The organism is Bacillus sp. FJAT-14266 (assembly GCF_001719225.1).
Classification (GTDB): Bacteria; Bacillota; Bacilli; order Bacillales; family Bacillaceae; genus Bacillus; species Bacillus subtilis.
Genome location: NZ_CP017072.1, coordinates 2,829,370 through 2,853,226 on the forward strand (window position 1 = coordinate 2,829,370; position 23,857 = coordinate 2,853,226).

At 41.6% G+C, this 23,857-nt stretch carries 23 protein-coding genes and 1 riboswitch; of the genes, 4 read left to right on the forward strand and 19 right to left on the reverse strand.

The window, feature by feature from the left end; all coding sequences use genetic code 11:
- Positions 1 to 4: 4 nt before the first annotated feature.
- The 4 genes from ptsG to papB all read right to left on the reverse strand — a co-directional run bounded on the left by ptsG (position 5) and on the right by papB (position 5,603).
- Positions 5 to 2,104, reverse strand: coding sequence for a PTS glucose transporter subunit IIABC (gene ptsG / locus BGM23_RS14540; RefSeq protein ID WP_029727001.1), 2,100 nt, complete (start codon positions 2,102 to 2,104; stop codon positions 5 to 7).
- 228 nt (positions 2,105 to 2,332) lie between these two features.
- Entirely contained in the window at positions 2,333 to 3,199 is an 867-nt protein-coding gene (gene glcT / locus BGM23_RS14545) for a glucose PTS transporter transcription antiterminator GlcT (protein WP_003218635.1), read from the reverse strand.
- Between the two features lie 62 nt (positions 3,200 to 3,261).
- Entirely contained in the window at positions 3,262 to 4,227 is a 966-nt protein-coding gene (locus tag BGM23_RS14550) for a LacI family DNA-binding transcriptional regulator (RefSeq protein ID WP_029727000.1), read from the reverse strand.
- Positions 4,228 to 4,508: 281 nt separating this feature from the next.
- Positions 4,509 to 5,603: a di/tri-peptidase gene (papB, locus tag BGM23_RS14560; RefSeq protein WP_029726999.1), complete on the reverse strand. Its 1,095-nt coding sequence runs from the start codon at positions 5,601 to 5,603 to the stop codon at positions 4,509 to 4,511.
- Positions 5,604 to 5,767: 164 nt separating this feature from the next.
- On the opposite strand from papB, the gene BGM23_RS14565 reads away from it, so the two are divergent.
- Positions 5,768 to 5,971, forward strand: coding sequence for a hypothetical protein (locus tag BGM23_RS14565; protein ID WP_015715796.1), 204 nt, complete (start codon positions 5,768 to 5,770; stop codon positions 5,969 to 5,971).
- 38 nt (positions 5,972 to 6,009) lie between these two features.
- On the opposite strand, the gene pfeT is transcribed toward BGM23_RS14565, so the two are convergent.
- From pfeT to BGM23_RS14595, 5 genes are all read right to left on the reverse strand, one after another.
- Positions 6,010 to 7,923, reverse strand: a complete 1,914-nt coding sequence (pfeT, locus tag BGM23_RS14570; protein ID WP_029726998.1) for a metal-transporting ATPase PfeT — start codon at positions 7,921 to 7,923, stop codon at positions 6,010 to 6,012.
- Between the two features lie 235 nt (positions 7,924 to 8,158).
- Positions 8,159 to 8,656 (reverse strand): sporulation thiol-disulfide oxidoreductase StoA, encoded by a 498-nt coding sequence (stoA, locus tag BGM23_RS14575; RefSeq protein ID WP_029726997.1) that lies wholly within the window; start codon positions 8,654 to 8,656, stop codon positions 8,159 to 8,161.
- Between the two features lie 50 nt (positions 8,657 to 8,706).
- Positions 8,707 to 10,044, reverse strand: a complete 1,338-nt coding sequence (gene ykvU, locus BGM23_RS14580) for a sporulation protein YkvU (protein WP_046664132.1) — start codon at positions 10,042 to 10,044, stop codon at positions 8,707 to 8,709.
- 117 nt (positions 10,045 to 10,161) lie between these two features.
- Complete coding sequence (locus BGM23_RS14585; RefSeq protein WP_003232442.1) at positions 10,162 to 10,788, reverse strand: cell wall hydrolase; 627 nt, start codon at positions 10,786 to 10,788, stop codon at positions 10,162 to 10,164.
- 298 nt (positions 10,789 to 11,086) lie between these two features.
- Positions 11,087 to 11,281, reverse strand: coding sequence for a hypothetical protein (locus BGM23_RS14595; protein WP_003218622.1), 195 nt, complete (start codon positions 11,279 to 11,281; stop codon positions 11,087 to 11,089).
- A 165-nt stretch (positions 11,282 to 11,446) separates the two neighbouring features.
- Here BGM23_RS14595 and BGM23_RS14600 point away from each other — a divergent pair, with 165 nt between their 5' ends.
- The gene (locus BGM23_RS14600) at positions 11,447 to 11,632 is read left to right on the forward strand and encodes a YkvS family protein (RefSeq protein WP_003232446.1); all 186 of its coding nucleotides are present in this window, start codon (positions 11,447 to 11,449) and stop codon (positions 11,630 to 11,632) included.
- Between the two features lie 120 nt (positions 11,633 to 11,752).
- On the opposite strand, the gene BGM23_RS14605 is transcribed toward BGM23_RS14600, so the two are convergent.
- The 5 genes from BGM23_RS14605 to BGM23_RS14625 form a co-directional block, all read right to left on the reverse strand.
- The gene (locus tag BGM23_RS14605; protein WP_029726996.1) at positions 11,753 to 12,043 is read right to left on the reverse strand and encodes a YkvR family protein; all 291 of its coding nucleotides are present in this window, start codon (positions 12,041 to 12,043) and stop codon (positions 11,753 to 11,755) included.
- Between the two features lie 734 nt (positions 12,044 to 12,777).
- Positions 12,778 to 13,713 carry a glycosyl hydrolase family 18 protein gene (locus tag BGM23_RS14610; RefSeq protein ID WP_029726995.1) on the reverse strand — a complete coding sequence of 312 codons (936 nt, stop codon included), beginning with the start codon at positions 13,711 to 13,713 and terminating at the stop codon, positions 12,778 to 12,780.
- A 96-nt stretch (positions 13,714 to 13,809) separates the two neighbouring features.
- Positions 13,810 to 14,037, reverse strand: coding sequence for a LysM peptidoglycan-binding domain-containing protein (locus tag BGM23_RS14615; RefSeq protein ID WP_029726994.1), 228 nt, complete (start codon positions 14,035 to 14,037; stop codon positions 13,810 to 13,812).
- A gap of 15 nt (positions 14,038 to 14,052) precedes the next feature.
- Entirely contained in the window at positions 14,053 to 15,252 is a 1,200-nt protein-coding gene (gene ykvP, locus BGM23_RS14620) for a spore protein YkvP (protein WP_029726993.1), read from the reverse strand.
- 480 nt (positions 15,253 to 15,732) lie between these two features.
- The gene (locus BGM23_RS14625) at positions 15,733 to 16,479 is read right to left on the reverse strand and encodes an SDR family NAD(P)-dependent oxidoreductase (protein WP_029317719.1); all 747 of its coding nucleotides are present in this window, start codon (positions 16,477 to 16,479) and stop codon (positions 15,733 to 15,735) included.
- Between the two features lie 168 nt (positions 16,480 to 16,647).
- Here BGM23_RS14625 and BGM23_RS14630 point away from each other — a divergent pair, with 168 nt between their 5' ends.
- Positions 16,648 to 17,004 (forward strand): winged helix-turn-helix transcriptional regulator, encoded by a 357-nt coding sequence (locus tag BGM23_RS14630; RefSeq protein ID WP_014417586.1) that lies wholly within the window; start codon positions 16,648 to 16,650, stop codon positions 17,002 to 17,004.
- A gap of 506 nt (positions 17,005 to 17,510) precedes the next feature.
- Here BGM23_RS14630 and queF read toward each other — a convergent pair.
- The 5 genes from queF to BGM23_RS14655 all read right to left on the reverse strand — a co-directional run bounded on the left by queF (position 17,511) and on the right by BGM23_RS14655 (position 21,207).
- On the reverse strand, positions 17,511 to 18,008 hold the full coding sequence (gene queF / locus BGM23_RS14635) for a preQ(1) synthase (RefSeq protein ID WP_003218613.1): 498 nt from the start codon (positions 18,006 to 18,008) through the stop codon (positions 17,511 to 17,513).
- 17 nt (positions 18,009 to 18,025) lie between these two features.
- Positions 18,026 to 18,757, reverse strand: a complete 732-nt coding sequence (queE, locus tag BGM23_RS14640) for a 7-carboxy-7-deazaguanine synthase QueE (protein WP_029317718.1) — start codon at positions 18,755 to 18,757, stop codon at positions 18,026 to 18,028.
- Positions 18,750 to 19,199 (reverse strand): 6-carboxytetrahydropterin synthase QueD, encoded by a 450-nt coding sequence (gene queD, locus BGM23_RS14645; RefSeq protein WP_003232462.1) that lies wholly within the window; start codon positions 19,197 to 19,199, stop codon positions 18,750 to 18,752. The genes queE and queD overlap by 8 nt, the downstream gene beginning before the upstream one ends.
- Complete coding sequence (gene queC / locus BGM23_RS14650) at positions 19,192 to 19,851, reverse strand: 7-cyano-7-deazaguanine synthase QueC (RefSeq protein ID WP_021479407.1); 660 nt, start codon at positions 19,849 to 19,851, stop codon at positions 19,192 to 19,194. Before queC ends, queD begins: the two co-directional genes overlap by 8 nt.
- 129 nt (positions 19,852 to 19,980) lie before the next feature.
- Positions 19,981 to 20,025: riboswitch (PreQ1 riboswitch) on the reverse strand.
- A gap of 138 nt (positions 20,026 to 20,163) precedes the next feature.
- Positions 20,164 to 21,207 (reverse strand): YkvI family membrane protein, encoded by a 1,044-nt coding sequence (locus BGM23_RS14655; protein WP_021479408.1) that lies wholly within the window; start codon positions 21,205 to 21,207, stop codon positions 20,164 to 20,166.
- Between the two features lie 365 nt (positions 21,208 to 21,572).
- Between BGM23_RS14655 and clpE the strand changes: the two genes are divergently transcribed.
- Entirely contained in the window at positions 21,573 to 23,672 is a 2,100-nt protein-coding gene (gene clpE, locus BGM23_RS14660) for an ATP-dependent protease ATP-binding subunit ClpE (protein WP_029726991.1), read from the forward strand.
- The last annotated feature ends 185 nt before the right edge of the window (positions 23,673 to 23,857 follow it).

Here is a 23,857-nt window from a genome sequence, read left to right on the forward strand (position 1 = left end):
ACCCTTATTTTTCAATCTTCACAATATCTTCTTGTTCTCTGTTGACTGAACCGCTTGCTTTAATGCTGACTGTTTCTCCTTCAGCAAGGTTTGTAAATACAATCGGTGTCATGAGAGATGGTACATTCGGTTTGACTGCATCCAGATCAACTTCAAGAAGTTTTTGTCCAGGCTCAACGCGGTCTCCTTCTGATACGAAAGACGTAAATCCTTCGCCCTTCAGGCTGACGGTATCAATACCAAAGTGGATTAAAATTTCTCTTCCGCCGTCGGATTGCAGGCCGATCGCATGTTTCGTCGGGAACACATTGAGAATTTTTCCGCGAACCGGTGATACGACAATTCCTTCAGAAGGGAGAATCGCAAAACCGTCACCCATCATTTTCCCTGAGAAGACTTGGTCAGGAACATCCGTAATCGGGTGAATTTCCCCGCTAATCGGAGAAACGAAAACTTCCTCGCCGATTTCATTTTGCAGCGGTTCTGCAATCACTTCCTCAACCTGCTGTCCTACTTCCTCTTGAGCAGATGTTTTCGGTTCAGGTCTAGGCTTGCGTCCCGCAATAATGTCTTGCATTTGTGTTTTTAACCCGTCAGAACGCGGTCCGAAAATAGCCTGAATGTTGTTGCCGACTTCCAGCACTCCGGAAGCGCCAAGCTGTTTCAGACGGTCTTTATCAACCTTTTTCTGATCGTTTACAGTCACACGCAGACGAGTGATACAAGCATCAAGGTGTTTGATGTTTTCCTGGTCACCCATTGCCTGCAGAATCTCATAAGGAAGATCCCCTGCTTCACCTGTTTTCCCAGGTGCTGCTGTTTCTTCCGCAGCATCCTCGCGTCCAGGTGTTTTCAGATTAAATTTGCGGATGGCAAATCGGAATCCGAAGTAGTAAATGACCGCTAACCCTAAGCCGACAGGGATGACTAGCCACCATGCCGTCCGGTTCGGTAAAATACCGAATAGGAAGTAGTCAATTAAACCGCCGGAGAATGTCATACCAATCTTAACATTCAACAGCTGCATGACCATGAATGAAAGTCCCGCAAACAAACAGTGAATCGCAAACAGGACTGGAGCAACGAATAAGAAAGAAAATTCCAATGGCTCTGTGATCCCCGTTAAGAAGGATGTCAAGGCCGCTGAACCCATAATACCTGCAACGAGTTTTTTGTTTTGCGGTTTTGCTTCATGATAAATGGCAAGCGCCGCAGCAGGCAGACCGAACATCATAAATGGATATTTACCTGTCATGAACGTACCTGCCGTTAACTGTACGCCGTCTTTAATCTGCGCCATAAAGATACGCTGATCCCCGCGGATGATTTCTCCTGCTGCACTCTTATAGCTGAAGAATTCATACCAGAACGGCGAATAGAAAATGTGGTGCAATCCGAATGGGATAAGCGAACGTTCAATCACCCCGAAGATAAATGCAGCAAGGGTTGGATTCGCTTCCACTAATCCTGTTGAAAAGGCATTCAATCCATGCTGGATCGGAGGCCAGATCACTAACATAATAAGACCCAGAATCAGTGCAGAAATTGACGTAACAATTGGAACGAAACGTTTACCCGCAAAGAAACCAAGGTATTGCGGCAGTTCAATTGTGTAAAATCTGTTAAACAATAATGCAGCTAACACACCGACGATAATACCGCCGAACACCCCTGTCGCCAAGGTAGGTATACCAAGCATGTTTACATATGCAGGATGGTTTTCCGTAAAGAACTTGGCTCTTTCAACTGAATCCGAAGGAATGGTTCCGTTTGCAAGAAGAACCGCACTCATGGATACATTCATTACAAGATAACCGATAATTGCTGCAATCCCTGCAACTCCATCACCATTGGCAAGCCCGATGGCTACACCTACTGCGAAAAGAAGCGGAAGGTTATCGAAAACAATCTGCCCAGCGCTTTCCATCACACCTGCTACAAGCTGAACATTGTCATTGCTCAAGAAATGCAGGACCTGAATCATGTCCTTATTTTGCATCGCATTCCCGATCGCAAGCAAAATACCCGCAGCCGGAAGGATCGCAACTGGAAGCATAAGCGCACGCCCAATTTTTTGAAGAACGCCGAATAATGCTTTAAACATAAGAATTGACCTCCTCTTTTTACTAGTCTGACCTTACAGCTAAAAATCATGACAACGAATTCACAGGCGTAAGTCTTCCAGTTTAACCGTTTACATTTGCCCTTTTACACAACAAAAAGGCATGAGCAAAATTGGGTGCGCAAAAGAACGAGAATGAACTTCCCGTTTTTTTCCCTCAATCACTCATGCCTGATCGAATCAGTAACACGTTATAAGGATAAACTGAATTTATGAAATTTTATTGGTTAATCGGTACAGATGAAGCGTCAGATAAACCGCTTCCGCCTCATGAACTGGTTTCTTCAATGTTTGCTGCAAGATTTTAATCAATTTCCAAGCTGTATTGTAGCATAGCGGATATTCATTTTTCAATAACAACATTAATTTTTCTGGTTCTTTAGTCGGTTCTTCTTTTTTAATTCTTTCTATTGTAAATCTGATATGCCTGATCAGCCGCAAATAGTTGACACTTTCCTTATTTACTTTCATTTGAAATGAGTCTTCAATCACCTCGACAAGCTGCGCCATGAGCTGAGAGTGCTGATTGACCTCGGACAGCGGACGGTTTGTCAACGCTGAATGGATATGCAGAGCGATAAAACCAATCTCCCCTTCCGGAAGGCAGATTCCCGCTTTTTCATTGATCATATCTATGACTTCTTTGGCAATTTGGTACTCCTCAGGATATAGTGACTGAGTCTCCATTAGAAATGGATTTTTCATATCAAATCCCTGCTGCTGCCTTTTGATCGCAAATGCGATATGGTCTGTCAACGCAATGTGAATATGTTCATTTAATGAGTGATTAGTCCTATTGCTTATGTGATAGATGACATCGTTTGAAATATCAACGAGCTTTTCATCAACATAGTCAAGGAGCTTTTTAAACTGCTTTTGTTCCTTCTCGTCTTTTAAAATGAACATTTTATCGTAGCCTTTATCTTCAATGACATCATCTTGTTTTTTTCCGAAACCAATACCTTTTCCGATTAAAACGACTTCGCTGTATTTATGATGAGAAGCAATTAATACGTTATTATTCAGTACCTTTTTCACTGTGAAGGACCCATTCACGATCCTCAGCTCCTTTGTCATTCAATACCTCATATCGTACATAACGAACAGAATGCACGTCAAACCTTTTTTCAATGCATTCACTAAACAGTCGATCTTTCGATGAGACGGTAATCCAGAACTTTCCTTTCAATCGGCTGTCCTTGAATTCTTTTTTCCAGTATGGCAAATGCCTGCTTTCCCATTTCCCTTGTCTGAATATCGATCGTTGTGATTCCAAGCGCTTGGCTGATTTCGTGGTTATCAACGCTTAAGATTGCAAGCTCACCCGGTACTGACACCCGCTGGTTCTTTGCTTCAAGAAAAAGCCCTGCTGAGACTTGGTCATTGGCAACAAAAATAGCCGTCGGCTTTTCCTTCCACGTATTCCATTTATGAAAAAGCGCCTTCCCATCATTGATTGTAATCGCTTTCTCAACTACCCAGTCTTCACGAAATGCCTCACCGATCTCTTCCAATGCCTCTTTATAGGCTTTGATTCGAAAATGGCTGTTCATGCCTTTTTTTCTTGCCAAACAGATGGCTATTTTTTTGTGCCCTTTGGCAATTAAATAGTCCAAGCCGTTCCGAAATGCTTCTTGGTGAGGAATGCTGATGGTTGGGAAGCGGGCATTATCTGAATTCTGGCAAAGCAAAATCGGGCCCTCCCATTCCATGAGTTTCTCATCAGCAAGCGTCTTTGAGCAAAAAATCAGGCCGTCAACCTGGCGCTGCTTTAATTGGGACAGCGCAAAGATTTCTTTTTGTACCTCATAGTTTGTTTGGAATAAAGAGAGGTGAACCCCGGATTCCGCGGCTGCGTCGGCTATTCCTGCAATCTGCTCTGCAAAATATGGCAGATTAACCGTTGGCAAGACAACACCAATCATGTTTGAAAATCCTTTCGACAAATGTACAGCGTGAATATTTCTCGTGTACTCCAATGATTCCATTGCCTCAAACACTCTTTTTCGTTTGTCTTCACTGACGTATGGATGATTGTTTATGACTCGGGAAACCGTTGTAACAGAGACACCGGCTTTTTCTGCAATGTCTTTAATATTAGCCATAGATTCCCTTCTTTCTAAATCCCCTTGATCTGGAATGCGTTTCATACAATATGATATGGACGTACCAGATATCTTTTTGTGTTTTAAGCTGAAAGGAGAAGATCACATGGGTTTCTTCATTTTAATTGGGTTATGTCTCACTGTTCTCGGTGGCAGCTGTCTTGCTGTAAAACCTCTCAACCAAAAACATGAAATTAAACCCTTTCGAACATTTGATGATTTTTTTATTTAATGCAGATAAAAAAGGACGATGTCGAGAACAAAGTCCTTTTTTATTTCTATTACGGCAGTATGATTAATTCCTTTGGATATTGGGTCAGAGCAACTGCTCCGTCCTTTGTTACGTGAACGTCATCTTCAATGCGCACGCCGCCGATTTCAGGCACATAAATCCCCGGTTCGATCGTGTAGACCATGCCTTCCTGCAGCAGTGTATCGTTGGCCTGGCTCATTGATGGATACTCATGGACAGAAATTCCGAGTCCATGCCCAAGCCGGTGAGGAAAATAGTCACCGTATCCCGCTTTTTCAATGATTCCGCGGGCAGTTAAATCCAGATCTCCGATTCTCACACCGGGTTTGCTTGCCTCAATCGCGGCTTTTTCCGCTTGAAGCACAGTCTCGTAAATGGCTTCCTGCTTCGGATTGATGGTTTTGTATGCAAACGTTCTTGTAATATCAGAGCAATAGCCATCAAGAATAACACCGAGATCAAATAAAACAAAATCACCTTTCTTCAACGTGGCTGTACCAGGATTTCCATGAGGCTGGCCAGATTTTTCTCCGAATAAAACCATTGTAGAGAAAGACATGCCCTGAATTCCTTTTTTCTTCAGCTCATACTCAATTTGAGCGAGCACTTCCACTTCACTGATGCCTTCACGCAAAGCGGCTGTGCCGACTTCAACACCGTAATCTGCAAGCTTTGCCGCCTCTTTCAGCAAACGAATCTCATTGTCATCTTTAATCAGGCGAAATTGATTGAGTGTTTCTTCTGCTGAAACAAATTGAGCCCCGCCAGTCGCATGCTTCAGCTGTTCTGCACGTGATAGCGAGATTGAATCCTTTTCTACCGCAAGCGTATGTATGCTGATATTTCGCTTTTTCAAGGCCTTCTCTATCAGCTCCCACGGATTTTCGTGATCCGCATAGCCAATGATTTCTTGATTCCAGCCTGCGTTGCGGGCCTGTCCTGCTTCCATTCCTGGACAAACAAAGAAAGGCTCCTCTTCTTGAAAAATAAATAACCCCATTAATCTTTCATGCGGCTCTGTGTAAAAACCGGTTAAGTAAAAAACATTTTCTTTTGTATGAATAAATGCGGCAGTATGCCCCGCTTCCTTCAGCCATGAAGAGACGCGTTGTATTCTATTCACTTCTTGTTCCTCCCTGCCATTTGCAATGCATTGTTCTGTCTTCCATTGTAACAGGTTTTACCGGTGTTTGCCTTTCACGACGCCTTCATTTTCTAATGCATTTTATTTCCTGCTCCTCTTCCTGTATACTGACAGTAACGTTCAATCGCAGGGGGTTGTTCCGTTTGCTGATGAATTTTTTCAGACGAAAAGCAGTTATGCTCTTAACGGTTTTGGGAATTTCCGCTCCTTTTATCGGGATGAAGATGGTGGGCTTTTATTATTACAGCTCTATCATAGGCTGTGCAGCGGGTTTCCTTTGCTGCATCCTCGCTCTCATCCTGGTTATGAAAAGATCTGAAAAAGACAAAAATGAAGGGAAAGCTTGATACATAAAAAGCCAGCAGCCTGATTAGGGCTGCTGGTTTTATTTTAGGAGTCTTAAACAGTTTAGTATGACCAAAATCGTGCTGCCCTCATGACCAATCACGCCAAATGGCAATTCCATCACCTGCAAAAAGTTTGCACAAATCAGCAGACAGATTACAGCTAGAGAAAACACGATATTTTGTTTGATGATCTTGTTCATTTTCCGAGACAAGCGGCACATGTTTACGAGCTTTTTCAAATCGTTTTTCATGAGGACCATATCAGCGGTTTCAAGTGCTACATCTGTTCCGCCGCCCATCGCAATGCCGACATCCGCCGCTTTGAGTGCCGGCGCATCATTGATTCCGTCACCCACCATTGCAATCGTTCCGAATTCTTCTTTTAACCGTTTGATTTCATTCACTTTTTGGTCCGGCAGGCATTCTGCCACGACAGTTGTCATGCCTGCTTCCTTGGCAATCGCTTGAGCCGTGTCTTCGTGATCTCCTGTCAGCATGGCCGTTTTAATCCCAAGTCGGTTCAGTTCTTCCATGACCTCTTTTGCTTCAGGCCTGATTTGGTCCTTCAGTGCGATACAGCCTGCTATTTGATCATCCTTTTTCACAAATACAATTGTATGACCGCTTTGAATGACATCTGATGCTGTTTGTTTCAAAAATTGTGCTGCCATTTCCTCGCCGATAAAACCTGCTTTACCGACCTTCCATTTCGCACCCGACACTTCTGCCATAACGCCAAACCCTGAGGTTTCTTCTATAGATATGTAGCCGGACTGATTCACGCCGCGGCTTTCAGCGTACGCCGTTATGGCTTGGGCGAGCGGATGGCTTGATTGCGTTTCGATGGCATAGACAGCCTCAAGAACTTCCGCTTCACTGAATCCTTCTGCTATTCTGATCGTCTCTACGGCAGGCTGGCCTTTTGTTACAGTGCCGGTTTTATCAAAGGCGATCATTTGCACTGAGCCCAGCTGTTCAAGAAAGACGCTTCCTTTCACAAGCATACCGTTGCGGGCGCCATTTGAAATCAGGGACAGCGCCGCTGGCATAATAGAGGCGACAAGCGCACAAGGTGACGCGACAACCATAAACACCATTGCGCGGTAGAAGGTTTCACTCCAGCTCCAGCCCAGCGCAAAGTGCGGGACGAATAAAAGGAGCGCCACCGCAATTAGCACACCTTTCACATAAGCATTTTCAAATCGTTCGATGAAAGCCTGAGCGGGTGAAACACTATTTTGCGCTGATTCAACCAGTTTGATAATTTTTCTGAATAACGAATCTTCATTTGCTTTCGTGACACGGACAGTCAAGGAGCCATTGCGATTCACCGTTCCTGTGAATACAGTGTCGCCTGTGTTTTTTTCTACAGGCATTGATTCACCTGTTAAAGCCGACTCGTCAAGACTTGTCGAGCCCGATTCAATGATACCGTCTGCCGCTACGCGTTCTCCAGGTTTGATCACGATCATATCACCGGCCTGCAAGTCTGAAACCGGAACTCTTTTGGTTTCACCATTGACCATCAATGTCGCTTCTTCAGGCTCAAGCTGCATTAAAGACGTTAAATCTCTGCTGCTTTTATTCATCGTGTATGTTTCTAAAGCTCCGCTTAAGGAAAAAATAAATATTAAAATAGCACCCTCTGCCCAGTATCCGATCAAGGCGGAACCAACGGCAGCGAAAATCATTAAAAGTTCTACATTCAGCGTTTTGGATTCGAGTGTTTCTTCGATTCCTTCCTTTGCTTTAGCAAATCCGCCGATCACAAAAGCCAGCAAGAAAAGTATTATGGATAATACCTGATATCCGGATAAGAGCCAGCCTGCCAAAATAAGAGCGCCTGATACAAGTGCTGCAATAAGCTCCGCGTGCTGTGCCCAGTTTTTTTCCCTCTTGTCTGTTTTCAATGGCTCATGCGGGTCGCGTTGAACGATAACTTGTTCATTCATATCGAATTCTCCTCTCTAATTGAGAACGTAAATCATCTTCATTTCTCTTATAAAAACAAAATCGCTGCCCAAAAGGCAGCTTTATCGTCAGTTATTTCTTGATGTCTTCCTTTATTATAGCACGCACGAAGAGAATTTCAATTATAATTATTTTAATTTCTTTTTGATAATAATTATCATTAATGTTTATTCACTTCTTCTCTATATGAAAAAAGCTGAGAGTCTATGCTCTCAGCTATTCTTCCGTCCATTCCTTCAGTTGTTCCGCTGTCATCGGGCCAATTTTTGTTTTTTCAATTTCTCCCTTTTCATTCAGCAAAAATGATGTTGGGATCGTAATGATATGATACTCCTTCATCAATTCCCCTTTTGAGTCAAGGACAATCGGGAACGTCAGCTTGTTTACTTTAATAAAATCTTCAACGACTTGTTGATTTTGTTCCGAATTCACTAAATTCACCGTTACCAGCTTTACACTGTCTGATGGATGGGCATCATAAAACGATTGAAACTGGGGAAGCTCCTTTTTGCAGGGCGGACACCATGACGTCCAAAAATGGAGAATTGTTTTTTGCCCTTTATTCGGAATCGAGATGTCCTCCCCTTCTATCGTTTTCATAAGAAAAACAGCGGGAACAGCAGGCTGTTTTTCCTCAGCTTGTGCCGCACATGGAAACCATGCAATCAACCCTAATAACATAATGTATATAGTAAGCAAGCGCTTCGTCAACATGGAATCTTCCTTTCATGCTTTTCAATTAGCTTGCCCCTGCAGTTCCTATATCATCCTTCAATTCGCGGCGTTCTGGTCCCTCCCGTAAGGAATACGGATACCTTCAATGTTTTGCAGATCGTGGCATAGTGCAGGCTCGTCAAAAGAATCATGCCAGTGTTCATTCCAAGGATAATCCCGAGCATTTGCAGATTCTCCATTGATCCCAGTACATACATCATACTTAGCGCAACGATATAGCTCCATACATTGTGATAAAAAGCCTCTTTCACAAAACCCATCCCGATTAAGCACGCCTGCAGCGGCATGACAAACAGATGAAAGAGAAAGTAAGGCCACAACAGCTGCAAATAATACTGCGCTTCAGGAGAGTGAAAAAACAAATGCGTGAGAGGTCCCGCAAACTGGAACATGACCCAGACGGCAGGTATACCGTAACCTAATGTAATGAAAATCGACTGCTTCAGCCTTTTTAACACGATGTCATACTGAGAAAGTGCATAAGCTTCCGAAATACTCGGTATCATGACGACCATTAACGAATGGGCAATAAAAGCAGGGAACGACCCTATCGTCACAGCCACTCCTGCCAGCATTCCGTATTGATCGATCGCCGCTGTCCCGGCAACGCCCGCAGCCAAAAGAGCTCCTTTTACTAAAAAGGGTTCAATTGCATTGACAACCGCATGAAAAATGCGCAGTCCTGTTGTAGGAATTGAAACAGCAAGCAGTCTTTTCCTTACATCCTTTCCGCGCAAATGAATGTGCTGCTGGCCGGATAACGCCCGCCTTGCCATGATAAATTGTGAATATAAATAAACAAGCACGACCACATCACTCACGACTAGAACAAACAAGGAAATCAGCACAGCCATGTCCAATTCAAATGAGTACCATTGAAAAAAGAGGAATAAGCACAAGAGCTGAATGATTTTTTTCAGCACATTGGCAATTGCGATCTTCCCCATTTTCTGCACACCCATAAAGTAGCCCCTGGCGATTGAAGTAAAGGCGACAACAGGAATTAAGCCGATGACAATCCCTTTAATAAACGGGTGGTATGTATCAAATACCGGAATAAACGGAAGCGCAATACTAGCGGCGGCAGTAGAAAAAGCAGTAAAAATGGCTGTCATTCTGAAAGCGTGCCTCAGCATGCTTTCATGAAGCTTAGGATTTGACTCGGCAATGAATTTAGAAATGGATATCGGCAGTTCCAGGCTCGCGATGACAATAATTAAAAAGATCGTGGGCAAAATACTCATGTAAAGCCCCATCCCATGCTCGCCAAGCTCCCGCGCCAAAATCATATTGACGACAAATTCAAGGCATTCAGCGAAAAAGGCGGCAATGGATAAAAGAATGATCCCTTTCACAAATCGATTCATGATGTCTCTCCTTGTCTCTTGTACTACCAACATCATATGAGACAAGTTCAAAAATTATTTTATTTTTACTCTTTATATGAAAAAAAGCACAGCTGAGACAAATTGTCTCTTCTATGCTTAGACGGCAAAAACGTGTCTGCCGATTTTTTCTACAATTTTTCTTGAACGAATCCAATTATCTGACGCTGTTTTCGGATTATAAAAGAATATGGCATCTGTTTCTCTATTTTTTGAGGACAGCGCTTCTTCGGCAGCTTCAATCGATTCTTTATCAGGCTTTTGGTTAATGCTCCCGTTTGCGACCGGTTCAAAGGCGTTTTTCTGATAAATAACTCCTCTTATCGTATCAGGAAAACCTTTTTTCTCCGTTCTGTTCAGTACAACGCTTGCTACAGCGACCTTGCCTTTATATGATTCTCCTTTGGCCTCTGCGTGAACGAGACGGGACAGCAACTCTTTTTCAGACTGTGTATATGTTTCTTTCTCATCATTTGTTTTGTCCGGTTTATCTTTCTCTTTCTTTTCGGTGTGTGCTGATAGCTTAATCGGTTTTATTTTCTTGTCTTTATCAGCAGACAGTGAAGGGAAAGATTCATTCGTATTTCGATCTATATGTGTAAGCCATTTCGCTTCTTCATGTTTTGTCTTCTTTGCGCTCAGTAGTGAAGCTTGTGTATGCTCAATTTTGGCTGCAGGCATGAAACAAAGAAGAAAAACAGCCAGAGCAGTGAATTTCGTTGTCATACAGTTTCCTCCTTAAAGTGCTCCAAAAAACACTTCATAACCTTAACAAGAGATCCATTCATTTTCACGGAAAAAGATTTTCCAACTCTCCCAAGGAGGTATCAGGATGGAATAAAGAGGATGACTCACTGCTTAATGGCAAAAAAACAGTTTGAAATTCTATAAATATTGTCAAATTAAAACATGTTTATCCATTTTTGACACTTTACATTTTATTTACACCTGTTACAGACAGCTGTAATAAAAGGCTTGTGTTCTGTCATATATGATAAAAAGGCTTCTCACGTATGAGAAACCTTCAGCTTCTTGGCTGTTCTAAGTATTGAAAGATAACATCTCCGCCTTGCTGGGCAATTCCTCGGAAATGTTTAAAATCATCTTGTTTAGATAACACGGCCCTGAAATCAAGAAAATGCTCTTTCTGGACTCTCAGTTCGTTTATGGCGCCGGTGCGCAGCTGTTCAATCATTTCTGTTATTTCTTCGGGACGCAACAAAAATTCCCCCCTTTTCTTTCTATTGACGAAAATCAATATATCATCTTTATAGCGACAGAACAATTCATAAGGGAGATAAAACTCCTTATCGCTTTACTTCTCAATGAAAATACTGCAAAATACTTTCAAAAGGCATTATTATGTTTAAAGGAGAGGAAGCTTGTGAAAATCGCTAAGGTTGGGAATGTCATTGAATTTAAAAACGGATTAACCGGTGTTGTTGAAAAAGTAAATGAGAATTCTGTTATCGTTGATGTGACGATCATGGATAACTATCGGGATCTTGAGTTAGATTCATTGACAGTTGTTAATCATAAAAATTATAAGATCATCAGAGACTCCTATTAAAACCTCCTTATTTCCACATTTATTCAAAAAACTGCAAGACGGACAATTTAACACCTTACATATGAAATTCGCTTTCTCAAAAGCTGCCGGCCGGCAGCTTTTTTACATAAAAAACACCGATCATGAATCGGCGTTTTTGTCTATTTCCGTTATTTCTATATAGAACGCGCTGACGGCCCCTGGTTCGTACAGGTTGGTCAATGATGTTGAATAATTTGTCATTTCCCCCCGGAAGGCAAGATCGCGTTCCGGAACCTCGACATTAAACGTTTTTTCATACAACAGGACAGCGATATCATGGTAAGTCTCACTCGTAACGTTTAAGGTAAATGCAATTTTTCGCTTCGGCTCGCTCTCCTCTTGATATGCAGCCATTTCTAACGTTACATTGTTTAACCGCAATGTCTTCACTTCATATCACTCCTTTATAGTCCATGCATCTTAGCATACCTTAGCGAATGTTTACAATGAATCTGTTCTTAACGGTTATATGAACCAATTCATTCGAAAAGACATCTTCACAAACATACGTTCGTTAAATTATAATAAAACAGACGAGCTGCCATCCAGCATCCCGTCTTTTCATTAGAAAGCGGCGAGTGGAATTCCCCCCCGGATTCGCTCGTCTTTTTTATGTAAAAACCCCCTCATTTCTAAGGAGAAACTATATGGTCGATTATCAACAAGTCATGTTTCACCATGCGTACCTTGGCGCCTTGAATTTCCCCATCCTTTAATGAGAGCGGCCAATCAATTCTCATCATGTTTTTTAGATAAACCAGCATCCATTCAGGAAGTATATGAGTGTATGTTTTTAAAGTTCTAGTTAGTCGTGCGCTTCCATATCGATCCTGAACAATTCTGAATGAAATGCAATAATCCTGCTATTAAGGTAGCATGTGTATGACTTAAATCATGGAAGCAGAATAAATTCAACACATCCGTAATTACTTGAAATGCGTACTATAACATAAGTTTGAATGGGGATTTCAAGCCCAATGTAATGCCTCGTATAGAACATTCCGGGAGAAGGGCCTATGGAATGCCCACACTGTTTTACCCACACTCGTAATAAACTCCTTTCAGTATGTCCATTTAGAGATTCATTGCAATTATCTTCGAATTTTGTTCTGAACTATAAATCATTATATATTTTTAAACACTGTATTCCAGACTGACGCATCTTCTTGTCCAAGACTCCAGCTGCCAAGACCTTTCAGATTATATTTTTGAGCGAGTTTTATTTTTGCTCTGAGTGACTGTTCATTTTCAAACCATAATGTATATGTTCCCGAAGGCAACGGCCCCTTGTTATCGTGATTGACAGTAAAAATAGCTTTTGGAGATTGACTCTTGGTGTCAAAAATAATTGTTCCGCTATGCCTTTTTACTAATGAGTCAACAAGGTAAAGGGGAATGGCTTGAGAGGCAGATTGGCCTTCCATCCAGCAGCGGCCATAGAATGGCAATCCTAAAACTAGTTTTTGAGGAGAGATTTTTTGGGTCAGAACATATTGAATGGACTTTTCCACCCATCCTACACTTGCGGTAGGCCCAGCAAGGCGGCTTTCATCATAGGCCATAACCATAAGATAATCTGCATATTTAGCTAAATACTCGTAATCATATGATCCGTGCCAGCCCTTCGTCCAGCCAAAAGGATTTGCCGCCACTGCAACTGATACTTCTTTATGTCTAGGAATACTTTCCCTTACCAATCTAACAAAATCTGTAAATAGATTCCGATCTTTTTCTGTAAGGTTTTCTATATCGATATTAATTCCGTCCAAATCCAGTTCTTCTATTGCATGAGAAATTTGTTTAGCTAAACGAACTCGGTTCATTAATGCAAATCGTCCCAAATCCTGATCCCAATGATTGCTTAGAAAAGGAACTACTTTTAATTTTCTTCTATGAAGAGCTTTAATCACATCGGGATTAGCTGAACGGAGAAGTAATGATCCATCTTTTCTGATATAGAAAAAATCAGGAGACACAACATTTAATACTCCGTTCGTTTGATCAACGTGTTGAATAAAATCCCATCCTAATCCAGAATAGAAATAGCTCATTTGAAACATCTCATAACCCCTTCATCCCCAAAAATATCAAGTTCCCCACAAATAAAAAAATAAGGATTGTCATTTCAATTTGATTCGTTTCCGAAACCTCAAAGATTATCTTTCTCTTATCTTTATAATTTGTCCAGGATAAATTCTATCTGAAGAAAGCTTATTAAGATTCATAAGTTGTTGTACCGGAATTTTAAAGGATTTGGCAATCGTCCATAATGTATCGCCGGATTCCACATGATATACTTCGTATGTCACGGGAAATTCCATATAACGAGGCGTTCTTTTTACTTTATTCGCTCTATTTCCTTTTTTTGGTATTCTCTCCTTCATTCATATTACTCTCCTTTAGAAAAATTTGTTATTAATATTTCTAAACAGTTTCTCTCTAATCTTAATGATTTGTCCAGCATATATTTGATCTGATTTGAAATGATTAAGCTCCATGAGTTGCTGCAGGGAAACATTATACTTCCTGGCAATTATTGATAATGTTTCACCGGGAGTAACATGATGGATCAGGTATTTTTCTTTGAGAACATCTACATAATGAATGGTTTCCCCTAAGTTTCTTATAATTCCTCTGCTTTTTAGCACCTCAAGCATTCTCTCGGCTCTATGCCGATAGGAATCATTCTTTACAGCCTTTTTACCGTTTATCTGAATCTTTTTTCTCTCGCTATCATGATTCAAATAGTATTTAACCTTTTCCAATGTTTCTTTTGGGGAGGAAGAAACGATGAGATCGCGGCCAGGTTTGAATTTACCTCGAACTGCTGGTGTATCCGATGTCAATAAAAACCCCCCGGAACCAAGAATCTCATAGGTGCGTTGCGTAAGTTGGCTTTCACAGTTTTGCAAACCGATAACGACTTTTGCTGAACTGTAAACTTTATATGCTTCAGTATAATCAAGGTATCCATGGATCCAATTGGGGGGAATTTCTCTTCCTATATATTTACTCATTTTTTCCCAGTTTCTCCCCCAAAAATCAATGCGAATACCTTTCCGTATAAGAGGACGAATAAGCGTTTTTAAAGAGGACGAACGGAACACTTCCGGATGTTCTTCAAGAAAATTAGGGTAAGCATTAGCCACCACTGCTATATCACAACTGTATTTCGCTAATGGTTTAATCTGGTGATGTATACTTTCGTGAAATGCAAAGTCTAAGTGAGCTGCTTTAATCCCCATGCTTTCATAAGTTTTACACAGAGAAGGCGTAACCGTGAAAACAAAATCCGGTTTCATCTTTTTAATTAACGGGATAGTAAAGTTTTGAGTGTGCAGCGGGTCTTCAGTTGCCCAATAAACGAGAGGGATATTCACCTTTTTAGTAGCGTTGCGAATCCAGGCCTGCTTTTCCCTTGAATGCTCTGGTGTCCATCCCATAGATACTATTAGATCTGGTTTAAATTCGTCTATCATTTCAGTTATATTTTCCCGACTTACAGGACCGGAAATCATTACGGTATGTCCTGCTTCCCTAAACCCATTCGGTAAACCATAGAGCCACATGGGATGACTCTCAAGGAAAAGAATTTTCACACATTTCCATCCTCTCTTTCACTTTTTAATGTCTACTTTATTGGTATGTATATGTAATATAACTTGTCGCGGTACTAGTCTATAAAAAACGTTCAGGTGTGAGATCACGAGATAGCTTGTGTGGGATGCCCCACAAAAAAAGAAAGCAACCTACAACATATTTTCCTATGTGGTTATTCAGGACATAAGGATTCCTTTAAATATTTTTAAAAGTATTAGAATACAAGGACAGGGATATTATTTTTTATTAAAAGTCAAGAGCCCCCGTTACTTTAAGTACATTTATTCACAGTGTAATCTTTTTTACAGGTCATTTAGTAGTAGCCCCAGGAAAATGCGAATTTACAACGTTAATCAAATTCAAATATAAAAAAGTCGAATTCCCTGTCCTTTAAGGAAAACGACTTTTTTATACGACTTCTTCAAGTAAATCCCCATTAACCTTTTTTGGGGACTATTTGTAATCTCTGCGCAGTGAAATTATACCTGTGCTAGCCCACCATCTACGAACAATTCAACACCCGTCAAGTAACTGCTTTCGTCTGAAGCAAGGAAAGATACAGCGTTTGCTACTTCTTCAGGTGTCCCAACTTTTCCAGTTGGAACAGTATTTCTGCTATTTTCCAGTACCTCTTCAAGTGCATCACCAAAAAGCTCATCGTAGGCAGGTGTAAGAATACCTCCTGGACTAACCACATTTACACGGATTTCAGTACCTTTTAGGTCAAGAATCCAGTTGCGAACCAGTGCTCTTAATGCTGCTTTAGATGCTCCATATACACTAAACGCTGGGTTGCCAATTGATCCAGCAGTAGAGCCCGTTACAATAATAGAACCTACTTTGTCCGGGAATAGTGATAACGCTTTTTGAACAGTAAAGATGGTTCCTTTAACGTTAATGTCGAACGTTCTATCAACCTGCTCTTCAGTAATTTCACCTAATGGAAGGAAGTTGCCGATGCCTGCATTAGCAAAAAGAATGTCCAACTTACCTTTTTCCTGCTTTATAATGTCATATAGTTTGTCTAAGTCTTCAAGCTTAGAAATATCACCTTGAACACCGGTTACGTTCTTGCCAATTTGGTTAACAGCTTTATCAAGTTCGTTTTGTCTACGTCCCGTGATATAAACATATGCACCTTCGTTTACAAATTTTTGTGCTGTAGCAAGACCAATCCCACTTGTTCCACCCGTTACAAGCGCTATTTTACCTTCAAATTTACCCATACTTAACACTCCTTTAGAATTAATATTATTTTATGTCTAGTACCTTTAAGTACTTGAAGAACAACTTACAAGATATAGTATCCTTCAGTAAGCACATTATCGGAAGTACCCACTTTTTTGTGATATAGTAACTAAAAAGTAATAAATGTGGAATGGAGAGCTTTAGACATGAAAAAATTTAGCTGTGGGTTTGAAGTGACAAAGGAAGTTATTGGAGGAAAATGGAAAGGCCTTGTATTATACTTTTTAATGAATGGACCAAAGAGAACGAGTGAATTAAAGCGCATTATCCCAAATATAACTCAGAAAATGCTGATTCAAACACTTAGAGAGCTTGAAGCCAGTGGACTTGTGAGCAGAAAGATGTATAATCAAGTACCGCCGAAGGTTGAATATTCATCCACTGAACTTGGAGAATCTCTTAAACCTATCTTGCAGGAGCTCTGTCAATGGGGAGGCCATTATGCGGAGCAAGAGTATGCAGAAGGTGAATATGAAATTGTACAACCAGAACAACTAAGTTAGGATTGATGTAGCTGCTGAAGTAAATGCTAAACAACTTCAATACCATCACCTAACAGATGAAGAACAGTCAGAAATAAATGAGATATTCAATTTTGAAAGTGAAGTTCTAATAAGAAGTGTCATCGACTATATTCAGGAGAACTTTGATGAAATTCAAAAAAGAGCTGTTTCAAATGTTAAAGAGAAGGTTCAGAAACTTAGCCAAAAAATAATGAAGATATTGATAATAATATTTAATGCCTATGATCTCTAGATAGGCATTTTTTCTTTCGGATAAAAAAGAAAAGACGTACAAATTGTACGCCTTAATCTGCTTCTGTACTATCAATTTTTCACTGCATAAAAGTCACAGTTCAGGTTGCACCTCAGGTCACACTTTTATTGAGCTTAGTGCGGGTCACACTTCGCTGTGACTCGGTTACAATTCCGCTGAAAATTAACGCTGAATGTTCGGATTTTACTGTGACTCCACTTCGTTTCACACTCCGTATCACACAACGGAATAATTAACGATTATCAATTGTCTCCGGATACAAATCATGGTTCATCATACGGTATTCGGCCATTTTCTCATACTTCGTGCCAGGCTTTCCGTAGTTTGTGTACGGGTCAATGGAAATTCCGCCTCTTGGCGTGAATTTGCCCCATACTTCAATGTAGCGCGGGTCCATTAATTCAATCAAGTCATTCATGATGATATTCATGCAGTCCTCGTGGAAGTCACCATGGTTTCTGAAGCTGAATAGATACAGCTTTAATGATTTGCTTTCAACCATTTTTTCATCAGGAATGTAGCTGATGTAGATTGTCGCAAAGTCAGGCTGGCCTGTTTTAGGACATAAAGATGTGAATTCCGGGCAATTGAATTTTACAAAGTAATCACGGTTTACATGTTTATTCGGGAAGGATTCCAGCACGTCCGGTGCATATTCGAACAAATAATTTGTACCTTGATTGCCTAGCAATGTTACACCTTCTAATTCTGATTCTTTTCTTGTCGTCATGTTCATCTTCCTTTCTATTATACTCCGCGTTTGTTGCCCCATAACAGGGTGTGCAGCTGCGGGAGCACTCTGACGAGATTCATCTCCGCATCGACAGCTACCTTATCAACAAGCGCTTCATATTTTCCAAGCAAATGTGCAATCAGTGACTGATCATCTGTCGTATGCACGTCATCATTTCCGACTTGTAAATAAAACGGGATTCCCGGATACCGCTTGTGCACAGTTTTGGCAAATTCCAGATCTTCATCATTAAAGATGACAACCTTCAAGCTGACAGCATGCTGTCTATCATTCTCTTGAAGTAAAGTTAAAATGTGGTCAAGCTTTTGAAAGTTCGTTACCATTTTTGAGCTTGGCGGTTTTGGAGAAATTGTCAGGTCATCAATCAGCGTAAACCAATCCTGATAAACGGTCCCTTGAGTTTCAAGCGCTGCACGGATGTTATTTTCCTTCAGCAGTTCAATAAAAGCATCCAGCTGTTTTAACAGAGCCGGGTTGCCGCCTGAGATCGTCACATGAGAAAACGCATCTCCCCCAATGTCCTTAAGCTCCGCAAAAATCTCCTCCGCCGTCATCCAGCGAATATCTTTTTTAGCAGACCCGTCCCAAGTGAAAGCGGAGTCACACCAGCTGCAGGAATAATCGCAGCCGGCTGTCCGGACGAACATCGTTTTCTGTCCGATCACCATGCCTTCTCCTTGAATCGTCGGGCCGAAAATTTCTAATACAGGAATTCCTTTAGCCATTCAAACCACCCTTTTTCGGACGGTAGACACAGTAGCTTGTCGGTGTTTCACGGACAAACACCTGTACACAGGTCGGCTTATTCTCCAAAGTGTCTAAATAAGCCTGTACGTTGTCATAAATCGTTTTCGCCACGACTTCAGTTGTCGGCAGCGAATACCGGTCGTCCTGAGAAAAATCTTCATGATCATTTAATAGCGTGTGATCATAGTTTCCGTGCACCAGTTTTTTGAGTACGCTGAAATTGACAAGAAAGCCTGAATCGTCAAGTTCGTCGCCGGCAACGGTTATATTTACGGTATACGTATGCCCGTGAACCCTGCTGCACGCTCCCGCACTTTCCCGAGGGATAAAATGAGCGGCTGAGATATGCATGTCCTTATTCAGTTCAAACGAATAAGGATGCTGGGCCTGCGGATAAATTTGAGATAACAATTTATGCACGCTCTCCTTTCATCACCATATATTCTTCATAACCTTTTGAACGAAGGTGACATGCCGGACATTCGCCGCAGCCGTCTGCGATGATGCCGTTATAGCATGTCAGCGTGTTGTTTTTCACAAAATCCAGCGCGCCAAGCTCATCTGCAAGCTTCCACGTTTCCGCCTTATTGAGCCACATGAGAGGCGTGTGGATCACAAACGGCTTCTCCATTGCCAGATTTACCGTGACATTGCAAGATTTCACGAATTCGTCACGGCAGTCAGGATAACCGCTGAAGTCTGTCTCGCAAACTCCTGTAATAATGTGGCGCGCGCCAATTTGGTAAGCCAGGATAGACGCAAAGGATAAGAATACCAAATTGCGGCCTGGAACGAATGTGGATGGCAGTTCGCCGTCTTTTACTTCTATCTCAATATCATTTCTAGTCAGGGCATTCGGTGCAAGCTGATTTAAAAGTGACATATCAAGCAAATGATTTTTCACACCAAGCTTTTCCGCAATGGATTTTGCCACTTCAATTTCCTGCGAATGTCGCTGATTATAATGAAAAGTCACCGTTTCGACTTCTTCGAATTCTTTTAAGGCCCACAGTAAGCATGTTGTGCTGTCTTGGCCGCCGCTAAATACGACAATTGCTTTTTCTTTTTTCATGATTCCTCTCCTTCTCCGCAATAAAAACGCCGGCGAGAGACATCGCTACAGCTAATTCACGCAAAAAAACACCTTTTTTCGGAAGGTGCTCTAGAAAAACATAAAAAAGGCCGTATCCAAGGATACAGCTCGTCCTTAGTTTTTTATAGAGGGTGTAGCTAGAACCTCTCCCGCATATCGCACGGATTTTCTTCAATTTTTTCACTTCTGCTATCTTACCATAATGATGTTTTTCTTGACAATAAAAAAGTCAGTCCCCGGTTCCTAGATCAATTATCGCTCTATAGTGACGGTTCGTTTCATTATATATATTTATAAACTGCGCCGCCGAGGAGCTTTTTTGCAAAGCAAAGCGCCTATGAAGGCCAGGCTCACATAGCCAAACAAGGGATAAATCGTTGAAATAAGCCTGCCGTACCCTATTTGGCTCGTAATATAAGCCGTGATCATAATGGCCGCAAAGATATATTTGCTTTTCACTGGAAGAAAGCTTTGCACTTGTTTTTCTAATCCATATAGATTACCGATAACTGATGTGAACACTTCTCCGAAAATAATGAGTAAATAAATCAAATGGACAGATCGTGCAAAGAGATAAACCACTTGTGCCATCGGTATATCATACAAAAATACATCCGGAAGAGTTGACAAAGACAGAAAACTCGCGGACAGCACAATCGTCAGCATCGTCCCTCCGATTAAAGCGCCTTTTTTGATCACTTTCTCCGAGGACATTTCATTCGCCAGCGGAACCAAAACTGCTTGGGCAAGCGATAAATTCAAAGCCCCGTAAGAAAAGGCTGATAACAGCCAATCCCAGCGATGCGGCCAGACCCACTGAGCTGCGTTTCGTGATTCGCTGAATATAAAAGAGTCGGCCACTACAATCATTGAAAAGAGGATTAAAAGGGGAACAACAAACACATTGACACCGAAAATGCCTTTTACTCCTCTAGTCATCACAATTAAGCTCAGACCGATTGTAATAAGCATCCCAATCTGAGCGGACATCCCCAGCTGTTCCTCAAAAAGCGCCCCTGCCCCTGAAAGCATGACAGATGTAACTCCGAGGAGAACAAACAGCATAAATACATTGATAATCCGCCCAGCCGCCGCCCCGAACAAAAAGATGTTCATTTCTTGATATGACTTGGCATTGATTCGCTTTGAAATGATCATCAGCTTGGCGCCCAGAAACGTAAACATTCCGCCGCTGACGAGAATGCCGAATAAACCGAACCAGCCGAACTTCAGAAAAAACTCAACAATTTCCCTCCCAGTCGCAAATCCAGCTCCGACTACTGTGCCGACATACACAAAAGCAAGCTGACTTGCAGACCCTTTTGATTGTTCCATTTCTTCCCTCCGAACGAACCGCAGTTTTGTCCATATATGCCTTTTTATAACCTATGAGACAAGTTCCTTGAAAAGACGAAGAAAACATGTTTTACTTTGTAACAAATCAAAATTTTTTTGTGCATAAGACTTGAAAGTCAAAGATAGTCAGAGTATACTATTAATCAAAGTTGGTCAAACAAACCGGCCTTTTTTAAAAATCAATTGGTCAAAGATAGTCAAATATTCAGTCTGCTTTGAGCATATTGGTTTGAATGCCGCTAAGTTTGCCGTATACTAATAGTCAAAGAAGGTCAAATCCAATAGACCTTTTTATTCACTTTCATTGGTCAAAGAAGATCAAATTATTAAGGAGGTTTTGGCAAATGCGTTGTCAACATTGTCATCAAAACGAGGCGACGATTCGCCTTAACATGCAAATAAATTCAATTCATAAACAGATGGTTCTTTGTGAAACTTGCTATAACGAACTGACCCGTAAACCTTCAATGAGTATGGGTCCTCAATCTTTTGGATTTCCGTTTGAACAGGCATTCCAGCCGAAAGAACAAAGCGCAGCAAAACAAAGCGGAAAAAAAGGGTTGCTTGATGAGCTGGCTCAAAATATTACAAACGGTGCAAAAGCTGGTCTCATTGACCCCGTCATCGGCCGTGATGATGAAGTGGCGCGAGTGATCGAAATTCTAAACCGCCGAAACAAAAACAATCCGGTTCTCATTGGTGAGCCGGGTGTAGGGAAAACTGCCATCGCTGAAGGACTCGCTTTAAAAATTGCTGAAGGTGATGTTCCAAACAAACTGAAAAACAAAGAGCTATATTTGCTTGATGTTGCATCCCTTGTTGCAAACACAGGGATCAGAGGCCAATTTGAGGAGAGAATGAAACAGCTGATCACTGAGCTGAAAGAACGAAAAAATGTCATTCTGTTCATTGATGAAATTCACCTTCTCGTCGGCGCAGGCTCTGCAGAAGGATCAATGGACGCCGGCAACATTCTCAAACCGGCCCTAGCCAGAGGCGAACTGCAAGTCATTGGCGCGACAACACTGAAAGAATATCGTCAAATCGAAAAAGATGCCGCGCTGGAAAGACGTTTTCAGCCTGTCATGGTGCAGGAGCCTTCAATTGAACAGGCTATCCTCATTCTGCAAGGGATTAAAAACAAATACGAGGCGTACCATGGCGTAACATTCAGTGATGAAGCAATCAAAGCGTGTGTCACTTTATCATCCCGCTACATTCAGGACAGACACCTGCCGGATAAAGCAATTGATTTATTAGATGAAGCAGGTTCAAAAGCCAACCTGTTAATTGATGAACTGAATGATGAGGATGCCGCTGAACGCTTAACTGCAATTGAAGCCGCAAAAACAAAAGCCCTGGAAGAAGAAAATTACGAACTGGCGGCAAAACTCCGTGATGAAGAACTCGCATTGGAGAAAAAACTGAACAGCTCCTCCGCTCATACCGCTGTCACTGTGGAAGCTGAGCACATTCAGGAAATTGTTGAACAAAAAACAGGCATCCCTGTCGGCAAACTGCAGGCAGACGAACAAACGAAAATGAAAGAACTCGAAGCAAAACTTCATGAACGCGTGATCGGACAAGAAGCCGCTGTTCAAAAAGTGGCAAAAGCGGTAAGACGAAGCCGCGCCGGATTAAAATCCAAAAACAGACCAGTCGGCTCCTTCCTCTTCGTCGGTCCTACCGGCGTAGGGAAAACAGAGCTTTCTAAAACACTGGCAGATGAATTATTCGGCACAAAAGACGCTATTATCCGACTCGATATGAGCGAATACATGGAGAAACACGCCGTATCTAAAATTATCGGTTCACCGCCTGGATATGTCGGCCATGAGGAAGCTGGACAATTAACTGAGAAAGTGCGCCGCAATCCTTACAGCATTGTGTTGCTGGATGAGATTGAAAAAGCACACCCAGACGTTCAGCATATGTTCCTGCAAATTATGGAAGATGGCCGTCTGACAGACAGCCAAGGCAGAACCGTAAGCTTCAAAGACACTGTGATCATCATGACAAGTAATGCGGGTGCTGGTGAGAAACAAACGAAAGTCGGTTTCCAATCAGATGACAGTGTCATCGAAGAACAAACATTGATTGATTCACTGAGCATGTTCTTTAAACCTGAGTTCCTCAACCGTTTTGACAGCATTATTGAGTTCCGCTCATTGGAAAAAGAACATCTTGTAAAAATCGTCAGCCTTCTTCTTGGAGAACTTGAAGAAACATTGGCTGAACGGGGCATTAGCTTGAATGTGACAGATGAAGCGAAAGAAAAAATCGCTGAGCTGGGCTACCACCCTTCATTCGGTGCACGTCCGCTAAGAAGAACCATCCAAGAATGGGTTGAGGATGAAATGACTGATCTGCTGCTTGATAATGGCGAGATCACAAGTTTTCACGTGATTTTAGAAGATGATAAAATCAAAGTGCGAGCGAAATAACAATCAGCGGTTTCCTTTTAGGAAGCCGCTTTTTTTATGCTTTCATACTCTTGACTTAGAAAATACCGTCCCTTCCCCTGAAGCGCTATTTCCCTTCATCCTTTACACTTTTTTTAAGGAGGGATGGAACATGTTTATATACAGTGAATATGTATTTCTACTATTATATGAATACCATCTGAAGG